Genomic DNA, 12878 nt, shown 5'->3' with positions numbered 1-12878 from the left:
GCGGCTGCGGAGGAGGGGCGGCCGTCGGCCGCCGAGGCCTTCGCTACGGCTTCTGCGGTGTGATCACCCGGCCGGCGGGGCGGGCAGCTCGTGGCCCCGGAAGTCCGGCGCGTCGGCGGCGGCGCGCATCGCGCTGAGCGAAGCGGTCTGGCCGACCTCGTAGATGCGGGTCTGGTTGTCGGCGGTGCGGAAGGTGAAGCCCCAGGTCACACCGTTGGGGTTGGTGTAGGTGAAGGCGGTCGGCTCGGTGGCCGCGGCGTCGCCCTGATACGTCCTCGGCTTCCAGGTGCGCCACTCGGCGCTGCCCTGAGTGGTCTCACCGGTGTTGTAGACGAGGTTGTCGGTGCCCCGGACGACGATCTCGGTGAGACCGGTCAGCGGGGAGAGCACCGCGCTGGGGGAGCCCTGCGCGGTGACGCCGGCGACGGTGTCCCACGTGCCGTAGGCGCCGCCTTCGGCGGACTGGCCCGCGGTGATCACGTTGCCGCCGGTGTCGGTGGCGAAGAGACGGATGCGGTAGCCGGGGTAGACGACGACGGACGGCGCGCCCGTGACCGCCGGGCTGCCGACGGAGGTCCACGCGGAGAGGGTGCCGTCCTCCTTGAAGAGGGCGGTGCTCAGCGTTCCGGAGCCGTTCTTCGCGAAGAGCTGGATGCCGTCGCGCACGGTGACGGCGCGCAGGGAACCGGTGAAGCCGGTGCCGCTGAGCCGCATCCAGCCCATGAAGTCGACGTTGGCGCGCTGCTGGACGCGGTACCAGGGCGTGCCGCTCGCGTCGAGGGCGAACTCGGTCAGCAGCCCGCTCGGCGTCTTGCCGGTGACGGGGTGCTGGGCCATGGCGCCGCCCAGATCGATCCAGTCGCTCCAGTCGGCGGCACCCTTGGCGGTCTGGTTGCGCTGCCAGACCCTGCCGGAGGTGTTGTGGGCGGTGACGACGACACGGCCGTCGGTGTGGGAGGAGAGCGACGGGGTGCCGGAGAAGGCCTCCTGGCCGGAGATCACCGTCCACTGGGCGCCGTTGATGTCGCCCGGGTCGGTGCGGCCGTGCACCAGACGGCCGACGTTGTCGGTGTAGGCCAGCTCCAGTTTGCCGTCGGGGCCCTGCATGACGGCGTTGGGGGTGTACGACTCCAGTGGCACCGAAGTCGCCGCGGGCGTGTGGTTGTTGAGGATCCGGCAGGCGTCCGGGGCGCCCGCGACATTGGTGTAGTCGTCCCAGCCGGCCGTGCCGACGGTGGTCTTGTAGACGGGGAAGTCGCGGATGTTCTCGTCGAACCGGTAGTAGTGGGCCTGGCCGGCGGCGTTGACGCCGAGCAGGGTGTCCCCGCCGATCGACGTGATGCCCTTGGTGTACAGGTTCCAGTCCGCGAGGCTCTCCACGACGTGGCGTTCGATCCAGCGCTGGCTGGCGAAGTCGTAGCGGGAGCGGTAGAGCTTGCCGTCGGTGGCCGAACGCCCGTAGAGCACGCCGGCGTCCGCCGCGACGATCAGGTTGTAGCGGTCCCAGCCCTGGTCGAGGATCTTGCCGCTGCCGGCGACCCAGCTGCCGTCCGCCACGTCGTACCTGTACGCGCGCAGCGCACCGGCGTTGTCGAGCACCCAGATCCAGCCGGCGCGGTCGATGGTGACCTGGTTGCGGTCCTCGGCCTTGGTCAGCCAGCCGAAGCTGTCGCTGATCTTCTTGTGGTGGATGTCCCAGGTGGCGGTGGAGCTGATCCGGTGGCTGAGGTAGAGCCCGTCGGACTTGATCCCGTAGAACTGCGCCGACGGCCCGGCCAGCACGCGGCCGTAGCCGGACCAGCCGGTGTCGATCTGCGCGGGGCTGTTCAGGCTGCCGCCCGAGAGCGGTGTCGGCATGTCGTAGCGGAGCAGCTTGCCCGCGGAGTCGAGCGCGTAGGCGGGGCCCGTGGTGGTGCAGGACGCGGACTCGGCGGCGTGCGCGGTACCGGGCGCGGCGACGAGAAGCGGCATCGTGGCGGCGATCGCGGCCGCCAGGACGGTCCAGCGTGTTCTTCGGGGCGATGAGTCGAGAGTCATGCCGACGGACATTAGGCAGCTTTTGGTGAACGCTGCGGTGGCGAAAAGATGAACAGAATGATCTTGGAGTTTTCGATTCCATGAACATGAAGATTTGGTGGGGAAGTTCGGGGAATTTACCCCTTCTTGGGTAACTCGCGTCACGGGTGGCCGTATTCGTCCAGGCCAGAGTGGTCACGGAAAGATCACGCCCAGATGAATGGTCTGGGCAACGGGTCGACAAAGAGGTCGGCGGACCGTCAGGCTCCCCTCAATTCTTTGTATTTCCCGTGGGGGGACTGTGCCGGTGTATCGAATACGCGCGCGCAAATTCCTGCCGACCAGGATGCTGCGCACTCGGTGGGGCAGAGCCGTCGCGCTCGCCCTGGTGGCGGTCATGGCGGTGGGAGCGCTCGCCGTCGCCGACGGGGGGCTCCTGCTCTTCCCCGCGGACCCGGCCCCGGCCAAGGGTCCCGCCCAGCGGTGGGGCAGCGCCGAGGGGCTCGGTCACCTCGTGCGCGGCAGGCGCAACGACGACGCGCCGCGGTCCCTGCGGGCCAAGTACCCGCTGAAGGCCCCGCCCGCCGCCCGGCCCGTGGTACGGAAGAACAAGGCCGAGGTGACCACACCGCCGCCCGCGCGGGTGAAGGGCTTCGCCCGCGGGACGAGCAAGGAGATCGTCGAGCGGCGGGACGCCCACAGCCGGACGTACGCCAACAGCGACGGCACCCGCACCACCGAGATCTCCACCAGCCCCCTCAACTACCGTGACGCGCACGGCGCCTGGCGAGGCATCGACAGTTCCCTCACGGAGGACGGGAACGGCGGCTGGTCCAACACCGCCGACTCGGTGGCCGTCCGCTTCGCGGGCCGGGCCGACGCCGACGTGCTGGCCTCCGTCACGCTGCCGTCCGGTGAGTCCTTCGGGTACGGGCTGAGCGGCGCCGCACCCGTGACGGGACACGCGGACGGCACCCGCGCCGCCTACGCGCAGGTGCTCCCCGGGACCGACCTCTGGCTGGACGCACAGGCCGGCGGGGCCAAGGAGACCCTCGTCCTGAAGTCCGCCACCGCCCCGAACAGCTTCGTCTTCCCGCTCCACCTGAACGGCCTGACCGCGAAAGCCCACGGCGAATCGATTCTGCTGACCGACGCCGAGGGCCGTACCCGCGCCGTGATCCCGGCCGGCTTCATGGAGGACGCCGCCCGCTCCGTCTCCCACGCCGTCTCCTACGAACTCGTCCAGGGGCCGGACGGCGGCCAGGCGCTGAAGGTCACCGCCGACCGGGAGTGGCTCGCCGACCCGGCCCGCGCCTACCCCGTCCGCATCGACCCCTCCGTCGACACCACGTCCGCCTCCACCGCCATGACGGCCGGCGGCTCCGGCACCGACGCCAAGGAACTCCAGGTCGGCAAGGGACCGAACGGCGCCACCGCCGCCTACCTCGGCTTCCCCGGACTCGACGAGGAGCTCAGGTACCACCAGATCTTCGGTGTGCAGCTCCAGGTCGTGAACTACGACTCGGCCTCCTGCAAGCCGCGTTCCGTCTCCGTCCACCCCGTGACCGAGTCCTGGACCGCGGGCACCGGCACCTCCTACCCCGGCCCCGCGGTCGGCGGTGCCCTCGCGTCGAAGTCCTTCGCCTACGGCCACATCGGCTTCGGCCAGTCGGCGTCCGCCTGCCCCACCGCCGGTGAGCTGTTCGACCTCGGCAAGGGCGGCCGGGACCTGGTGCAGCGCTGGGTCAACGGCACGCAGCCCAACTACGGCCTGTCCCTGCGCGCCTCGGCCACCGACCCGCTGGCGTTCAAGAAGTTCACCGGCCCCGGCACGGCCAACCCGCCCAAGCTGTACGTCACGCACTCCCCGTACAACGCGTCCTACAGCTTCCCCAAGCCCGTCCCCGACCCGCCGGTGCTGCAGAACCAGGCCGGCCAGGTCAAGGTGGCCGTCACCAACAAGGGCGCCGAGACCTGGACGCCCGCCACCTACTACCTCGCCTACCGCGCCTACGACAAGAAGGGCAAGCTGGTCACGCAGCAGCGTGCGGGCACCCTCACCGGCAACGTGGCCCACGGCGCCAGGACGACGGTCGACGCCACCATCAAGGCGCTCCCGCCGGGCGTCTACATGCTCGACTTCACGATGGTGCGCCAGGGCGGCAAGGTCTTCACCGACGAGCAGGTGCCGCCGGGCCGGCTGACCATCCAGGTCTTCGACATCGCGCCGGTGGTCAAGGAGCAGTTCCCGCCCAACGGGTACCAGGCCCAGACGCTGACCCCGCAGCTGTGGGCGGCCGGCGTCGACATCGACGCGCCCCCGGGGTCCTCGCTCCAGTACAAGTTCGAGATCTGCGAGGCGGACAAGGACGGCAAACCGGCCGCCTGCACGACCTCCGCCTACCAGACCGGATCCGCCTACCCGGTGCCCTCCGGCCGGCTGAAGTGGGGCAAGACCTATCTGTGGCGCGGCTTCGTCAAGGACGCGTCCAACGAGGTCCCCACCCAGCAGGTGGCCCTGGTCGCCACCGTTCCGCAGCCCGAGATCACCTCGCGGCTCTCCGGGGCGCAGGGCAAGGAGTACGACCCGAACGTCGGCAACTACACCGCGAGCGCCACCGACGCCTCCCTCGCCGGCGTCGGCCCCGACCTCACCCTCATCCGCACGTACAACAGCCTCGACCCGCGGCGCGACCTCGCCTTCGGCGCCGGCTGGACCACCCGCTTCGACATGCGGCTCACCCCGGACGACGACGGCAGCGGCAATGTCGTCATCCGCTACCCCGACGGCCAGGACGTCCGCTTCGGCAAGAACGCGGACGGGACCTACGCCCCGCCGCCCGGGCGTTTCGCCAAGCTGACCTTCGACTCCACGGCGGGCACCTACAAGCTCCAGGACAAGTCCGGGACGACATACGACTTCAGCACGAGCGGTCTGCTCGCCCGGACCACCGACGCCTACTCCAACTCGGTCACCTACACCTACAGCGCCGGCAAGCTCGCGACCGCGACGAACAACCGCACCTCGCGCTCGCTGACCTTCACCTGGACCGGCGCGCACGTCACCAGTGTCCAGACGACCCCGGTCGACGGCGCCCCGCTCACCTGGACGTACAGCTACACCGGCGACCTGCTGGAGAAGGTCTGCGACCCGCTGAACGGCTGCACCCAGTACACCTACGGCACCGGCAGCCACTACGCCACCACCGTGCTCGACTCCCGCCCCGAGTCCTACTGGCGGCTGGGCGAGGAGGAGGGCGCCGCGGCGAACAGCGCCAACGAGGCCAACCTCGGCAAGGACCGCGGCACCTACCAGAACGTCACCCTGAAGGCCGCCGGCGCGATCAGCGGCGACCCCGGCACCGCCGCGTCCTTCAACGGCACCACCTCACGCGTCGACCTGCCCGCCGGGACGCTGAAGAAGAGCCGTGACGCGGCGGTGGAGATGTGGTTCAAGACCATCGCCGGCGGCGCCGGGGGACCGCTCCTCGGCTACCAGGACAAGGCCTGGGGCACCACGCCCGGCACCGGCGTCCCCCTGCTGTACGTCGGCACCGACGGCAAGCTCCGCGGCCAGTTCTGGACCGGCACGGCAGCGCCGGTCACCGACATCACCAAGAACGTCAACGACGGCCAGTGGCACCACGCGGTGCTGTCGCTGTCCGGCTCCACCCAGAGCCTCTACCTGGACGGCAAGCTCTCCGGCACCCTCACCGGCAAGCAGCCGCTGCAGAACAACCTCACCTACAACCAGATCGGCGCCGCCCACGCCACCACCCCCGCCTCCTGGCCGGGCTGGGGCACCACCGCCGCCAAGTCCTTCGCGGGCACCCTCGACGACGTCGCCGTCTACCACCACCCGCTGGGCACGGCGGCCGTCACCGCCCACTACCGCGAGGGCGGCCGCACCGCCGACGTCCTGACGAAGACGACGCTGCCGAGCGGCCGGACCGCCTCCGAGGTCCAGTACGACACCGCCCGCGACCGCGTCCAGGAGTACACCGACCGCAACGGCGGCACCTGGCGGATCGGGACGCCCGCGGTCTTCGGCAACGACAAGGACCTGCGCCGCACCGTCGAGGTGCGCGACCCGATGGACGCCCCGTACTTCTACGAGTACGACGGGCTGTCCTCGCGGCTGCTGCGCTACGGCGAGCCGATGGCGCTGGGCGCCCGCGAGCCCGTCACCGACGCCCCGTCCCCGTCCCCGTCCGACCCCGGCCAGGTCTGCACCCAGCCCGACCCGGGCGACCCGGCCTTCTGCACGACCCCGCCCGGCCGGAGCGGCGACGGACCGGACTTCATCCGCTACCCCGTCGACGGCGTCGCCATCCGCTCCTTCACCTACGACGACAACGGCTTCCAGACCGGGGTCACCAGCGAGAACGGTGACAAGGTCACCCTCGGCTACGACGACCGGGGCAACGTCACCAGCCGGACGACCTGCCGTGCGGCCGGCGACTGCCAGACCTCCTACACCACCTACCCGACGACGACCGGCGACTTCGACCTGCGCGCCGACCAGCCGGCCGAGACCCGCGACGGCCGCTCCACCGGCCCCACCGACAACCGCTACCTCACCAAGTACACGTACAACACCAGCGGAGCGCTGCTCACCCAGACGGCACCCGACGGCGGCACGGCCAGGAACACGTACACGACCGGCGCCGAGCCGGCCATAGGCGGCGGCAACACGCCCACCGGCCTGCCGCTCACCACCGCCGACCCGCGCGGGAAGGTCACCCGCTACCAGTACTACAAGAACGGCGACCTGGCCTGGGTGACCGAGCCGTCCGGCCGCGTCACCAAGTACACCTACGACGCGCTGGGCCGCAAGCTCACCGAGACCGTCGTCACGGACGCCCAGCCGGCCGGCACCACGTCCGCCTTCACCTACGACAAGCTCTCCCGGGTCCGCACGCTGACCGACCCGCCGGCGACCAACGCCGTCACCTCGGGCAGGCACCAGCAGCGGACCACCACGGACTACGACGCCGACGGCAACGTGGTGCGCACCGAGATCAGCGACCTGCTGGGCGGCGACGCCACCCGGGTGATGACCTTCGGCCTGGACGACCACGGCCGTCCGGAGCTCGTCACCGACGCGGAGGGCAACGAGACCGCGTACACCTACGACGTCTTCGGCAACAAGACCTCGATGGTGGACGCGAACGGCAACCACTTCGACTACCTCTACACCGCGCGGAACATGCTGGCCGAGGCCCGGCTGCGGGACTGGGACGACGACGGGGGCGACGACGGCTATACGGTCCTGCAGTCGTACGCCTACGACATGGGCGGCCGGCTCGCCCGGCACACGGACTCGATGGGCCGCTCGCTGGTCTACCAGTACTACGGCGACGACCTGGTCAAGTCGGTCACGCTCAAGGACTTCCACAACCCGGACGGCACCAAGCGCGACATCCTCGTGGAGTCCGACACCTACGACGGCGCCGGCAACGTGCTGACCGAGACCACGGCGAACGGCACGCTCGTCACCGCGTACACCTACGACCTGGTCGGCCGGGTGAAGTCCGAGGTCACCGACCCCGACGGGCTGGCCCGCCGCACGACGTACACCTACGACCCGGCCGGCAACGTGCTGACGACCGCCTCCAGCGGCTCCCCGTCCAACGTGCCCTGGCCGGTGAGCGTCAGCGGCGACTCGGTGCGCTACGAGTACGACGACGCGGGCAACGTCCTGCACGAGACCGTCGAGAACGGCACCGACTCGCGCACCACCGACTACACCTACGACCAGCGCGGACTCACCACCTCCCAGACGGACCCGGCGGGCAACAAGACCGAGTACGGCTACGACGAGATCGGCCGGCCGGTCTCCGTCACCGCCCCCGCCGTCCAGACCGAGTCCGGCGGCGCCGCGCCCACCACCAGCCGGCCCACCACCTTCACCGGCTACGACACCTTCGGCGCGGTCACCGAGTCGGTCGACGCGCTCGGCAACCTCAACCGCACCGCCTACGACCGGCTGGGCCGCCCGGTCACCGAGACCGCGCCCGCCTACACCGCGCCGGGCTCCACCGAGACCGTCGCCCCGACCGTCACCCACACCTACGACGCGCTCGGCAACGTCGTCGAGAGCACCGACCCGCTGGGCCGCGTGACCAGGTTCCGCTACGACCGCCAGAACCGGCTCACCGTGAAGGACGTCCCCGTCGGCACGGGCGACGACCGCGGCCAGTGGACATACACCTACACCCGCACCGGCGAGATCCTGTCGGTCACGGACCCCGGCGGCGCCCGCGCCGAGACGACCTACGACGACCTGGACCGCCCGGTCACCACCACGCAGATCGAGCGCAGGCCCCGGCCCGGCGCCTTCACCACCCGCAACGAGTACGACGACGCGGGCAACGTGGTGAAGCAGACCTCGCCGAGCGGCGCCGAGAGCCGGTTCACCTACGACCGCCTCGGCCAGCTGACCCGGATGGAGGAGCCCGGCGGCGTCGTCACCCGGCTCGGCTACGACGCCCAGGGCCGCGAGGTCCGCCGCACGGACGGCATGGGCCGCACATCGGCGAAGATCTACGACCAGCTCGGGCAGCTCGTCCAGGACCAGGACCTGGACCCGGCGGGCAACCTGCTGCGCAAGGCCGGCTACGGCTACGACAAGGCGGGCAACCTGGTCACGTCGACCAACCCGCTGAACCGCGCGACGACGTACACCTACGACGCCCTCAACCGGCTGACCAGCCAGACCGAGCCGGTCTCCGACACCAAGTCCCTCACCACGTCCTTCGGCTACGACGCGCTCGGCAACCGCACCCGCTACACGGACGGCCGCGGCAACTCCACGCTCTACACGTTCAATTCGCTCGGCCTCGCCGAGTCGGTGATCGAACCGGCCACCGACCGCGACCCGGCCCCGCAGGCCCGCACCTGGACCACCGCCTACGACGCCGCCGGCGAGCCGGTGAAGGTCACCGCGCCGGGCGGCGTGGTTCGCGAGCGCGCCTACGACAAGGCGGGGCAGCTCATCGGCGAGACCGGCACGGGCGCCGGAGCGGGCACCGCCGAAAGGCACTTCCAGTACGACGCGGCGGGCCGGCTCACCAAGGCCTCCTCCCCGAAGGGCGACAACACCTACGAGTACGACGACCGGGGCGCGCTGCTGAAGGCGACCGGCCCGCTCGGCGACGCCACGTACGAGTACGACGGCGACGGCCGGCTCACCAGCCGCACCGACGCGGCCGGAACCGCGCTGTTCGGCTACGCCGGCCGGCAGCTGACCTCGGCGACCGACCCGCTCACCGGTGTGCGCCAGACCTACACCTACGACGGCGCCGGCGCGCTGAAGAAGGTCGACTACGGCGCGGGCCAGTCCCGCGGCCTCACCTACGACGACCTGGGCCGCCTCGACACCGACACGCTCAAGAACAGCGCCGGCCAGACGATGGCGTCGACCGACTACGGCTATGACGACGACGACCGGCTGACGTCCAAGACCACGGCCGGCACCGCGAAGGCCGGGACCAACACCTACGGCTACGACCAGGCCGGCCGCCTCACCTCCTGGACGGCCGACGGCAAGACGACGGAGTACGGCTGGGACGACAGCGGCAACCGCGTGAGGAACGGCGCCAAGACCGCCACCTTCGACGAGCGCAACCGACTGCTGTCCGACGGCGACTACACCTACGCCTACACGCCCCGCGGCACCCTCGCGTCGCGCACCAGCTCCGGTTTGAAGGAGGACTTCACCTTCGACGCCTTCGACCGGCTGGTGAAGGCGGGCGAGTCCGGCACGCAGTACACCTACGACTCGCTGGACCGGATCGCGTCCCGCGACGGCGCGGACTTCTCCTACGCGGGCCTCGCACCCGACCCGGTCAAGGACCAGACCGCCACGTACGGCCGCGGCGCGGCGGACGAACTCCTCTCGGTCGCCGAGGGCGGCGGCCCGGCCCGGCTGACGCTGGAGGACAAGCACGGCGACGTCGTCGGCAGCATGTCCGCCGCAAACGGCGCGGCCACCGCCCTGGACGAGTCCACGGCCTTCGACCCGTTCGGCCAGGTGCTCGGCACGACCGGCACGACCGGTACGGCCGGCAACCTGGGGTATCAGGGCGACTGGACCGACCCGGACACCGACCAGGTCAACATGCAGTCCCGCTGGTACGACCCGGGCACCGGCACCTTCGACTCCCGGGACTCCTACCTCTACGACTCCGGCGCCTCCATCCTGGCCAACCGCTACACCTACGGCGCCGGCGCCCCGCTGGACTACACCGACCCGGACGGCCACTGGCCGAGCTGCGGCTGGTGCAGCAAGGCCGTGAACTGGACGGGCAAGAAGCTCCGCCAGGGCGCCGGCTGGACGGCCAAGAAGTTCCGGCAGGGCGCGAGCTGGACGGCCAAGACCGCCAAGTCCCTCTGGCACGGCGTGCAGTGGGCGTGGAACAACCCGGGCGCGGCGCTCAAACTGGCCCTGAAGTACGTGGGCAAGGGCGCCAGTTGGGTGTACCGCAAGTCGGGGCTGAAGACGGTCGTCGACGCCACGGTCAACGCGGTGAAGTGGGTCGGCCAGAAGACCGGCGTCACCCAGTGGGCCCGTGAGAAGGCGCGACAGGCCATCAGGGCCGCGTACCAGGCCAAGGTCTACGTCACCCAGAAGGCCAGACAGGCGGCCTCCTTCGCGGCCCGGCACAACCCGATCCCGGCGATCGTCGCGGCCACCAAGCCGCTGATCGCCGTCGGCAAGGCGATCGTCACGGCCGACCCGAACCTGCCGGCGATCGTCGTCGGCGCGGCCGTCCAGGTCGTCGCCGACGCCGCCAAGGCCGCGGACGCCATCCGCGACGAGGTCGTCAAGCAGGTCGGCAGCGTCGTGGAGACCGTCTCGGAGGCGGTCGACTGGGGCGAGGTCTGGGACGACGTCAAGACGGTCGGCAACTTCGTCGGCGACGTCACCGGCTTCAACGACATCAAGGACTGTGTCACCACAGGCGACATGGAGTCCTGCGCCTGGGCGGCGGCGACCGTGGGCGGCATCGTCCTCGGCGGCGCCGGCGCGGCGGCGGTCCGGGCGGCGAAGGCCGGACGGATGACGGCGAAGGCGGCGAAGTACGCGGACCAGATCGCGAAGGCGGCGGGTAAGGGCAAGAAGGTCCTCGACGAGGCCGAGTCGATCGGGGAATGCGTCTCCACCGCCCGGGACGTGGCCTCTCTCGCCAGCGGCAACAGCTTCGTCCCCGGTACGGACGTCGTCATGGCCGACGGCAGCCGCAAACCGATCGAGGAGGTGAAGGAGGGCGACGAGGTCCTCGCCACCGACCCGACGACCGGAAAGACCTCCAAGGAGAAGGTCACGGCCACGATCGAGGGCAAGGGCGCGAAGAACCTCGTCAAGGTCACGATCGACACGGACGGCGACCGGGGCCGGGCGACGGACACCATCACGGCCACCGAGGGCCACCCCTTCTGGGTCCCGGACCTGAAGAAGTGGCTGAAGGCCGGAGAACTGCGCCCCGGCGCATGGCTCCGCACCGGCTCCGGCACCCAGGTCAAGATCGAAGCGGTCACCGCCTGGACCCAGCAGGCAGCGGTCTACAACCTGACGGTCGACCGGGCCCACACGTACTACGTGCTGGCGGGGGCCACGCCGGTTCTCGTCCACAACTGCAACACGAGCGGCGTCTACAGATCAGGAGGGCTTTCCGAGTCGGAGCTCGAAGGGGTGGCGATTCAGACCCGCGACACCTTCGCGAAGAGAATGAGTGGATTGTCCCAGAAGCAGCGGCCCACCGTCGTCACGGCTGGCTACAATGTCAGAACCGGAGAATACGCGGCCGGTGCCTCTTCGACAGCGGGGTGCGCGGAACTCTGCGTGGTCAACGCGCTGGGTGGAAACGCCGCCGACATTCGGTTCACGTCGGCAGTCATGACCCGGAAGAACGCGTTGCTTCGGCAACAGCCGGTCTGCTTGTTCTGTGAGGCGAGATTCGGTCGCGATGCGTTCCCGAGTTCGGAGACAACATTCACGTCGGATGTACTGAGACTGAATGACGACTGACGGCTGACGAAGAGGGGCGGGCAGGTATGATCACCTGTCCGCCCCTACGCGCACACGGAGGAACTCTTGCCTGCTGGCGACGTGCTGACCGCGGAACTGGAGAAATACGACTGGTCTGCTCTCCGTTCGTTCGTCGGGGGAGCGGCGAGCCTCCCCGCGTCGATCAGATCGCTGGTCTCGGCCAAGTCGGAGGAAGAGGCGGAAATCGCGGAGCGGGGGATCGAGAACATCGCCCTCATCCAGGGTCGTCTCTCGGAGTGCGTCACGCCATTGACTTCGTGCCTCGTCGTCGGCCTTGACGTCGCCGAGGGGAGGGGGCGGGACCGTATCTTCGATCTGCTCGCCACTATTGCGGGCGGCTACGACGATCACGTGGACATCGACTTCGTGGGGCCGGTATCGGTGCGGGATTGCGTGCGGCGCATGGCGGACAAAATCGACTTGTATGCGGAGGAATTGAAGGAGAGCGGGAATGCGAGCTGCGTGGACATCCTCCTCATGTGCGGGGTTTATGACGAAACCGTCAGGGGTTTTGTCTCCGATGCATTCCACGCCGCCCTTGAGCTGAGGTCTTGTTCAGGGATCAAGGACCTGATCGAGGTCTCCCTGGAAGATCTCGGCTGATGTGACCTTCCGGCCTGGGGTTGGTCGCGGGTACGGCCATGGTGGAGCGGCCGATCCGGAGGCGGGGCATGACCGAAAACGGGAACGACTGACGGCGGGCCAGGTCGCAGGCCGGCCCGCCGGATCACCGCCGACCGCGGCCGCCGCTGCCGACAGGCGTGGGACGACCCGATCACCTATGGTGGGAGGCGGTGAGCCGAGGGAG

The 12878-nt window shown here is 70.1% G+C and carries 3 protein-coding genes; 2 read left to right on the top strand and 1 reads right to left on the bottom strand.

Annotated elements, in window-relative coordinates; genetic code table 11:
* Positions 1-63 precede the first annotated feature (63 nt).
* Positions 64-2037, bottom strand: coding sequence for a tachylectin-related carbohydrate-binding protein (locus IH25_RS0119535; RefSeq protein ID WP_051754044.1), 1974 nt, complete (start codon positions 2035-2037; stop codon positions 64-66).
* Between the two features lie 325 nt (positions 2038-2362).
* Here IH25_RS0119535 and IH25_RS0119530 point away from each other — a divergent pair, with 325 nt between their 5' ends.
* Together IH25_RS0119530 and IH25_RS0119525 are read left to right on the top strand one after the other, a co-directional pair.
* Positions 2363-12049, top strand: coding sequence for a polymorphic toxin-type HINT domain-containing protein (locus IH25_RS0119530; protein ID WP_051754043.1), 9687 nt, complete (start codon positions 2363-2365; stop codon positions 12047-12049).
* A 66-nt stretch (positions 12050-12115) separates the two neighbouring features.
* Entirely contained in the window at positions 12116-12673 is a 558-nt protein-coding gene (locus IH25_RS0119525) for a hypothetical protein (protein ID WP_157846992.1), read from the top strand.
* Positions 12674-12878: the final 205 nt, after the last annotated feature.

It is taken from the genome of Streptomyces achromogenes subsp. achromogenes (assembly GCF_000720835.1).
In the GTDB taxonomy this organism is placed as follows: domain Bacteria; phylum Actinomycetota; class Actinomycetes; order Streptomycetales; family Streptomycetaceae; genus Streptomyces; species Streptomyces achromogenes.
The sequence above is the reverse complement of the archived record's forward strand: the minus strand, read 5'-3'. Positions and strand labels throughout refer to the sequence as shown.

Bases quoted from the DNA above. Each gene is read 5' to 3' on its own strand.
- IH25_RS0119535 (WP_051754044.1), bottom strand. From the start codon at position 2,037: ATGACTCTCGACTCATCGCCCCGAAGAACACGCTGGACCGTCCTGGCG.
- IH25_RS0119530 (WP_051754043.1), top strand. From the start codon at position 2,363: ATGCTGCGCACTCGGTGGGGCAGAGCCGTCGCGCTCGCCCTGGTGGCG.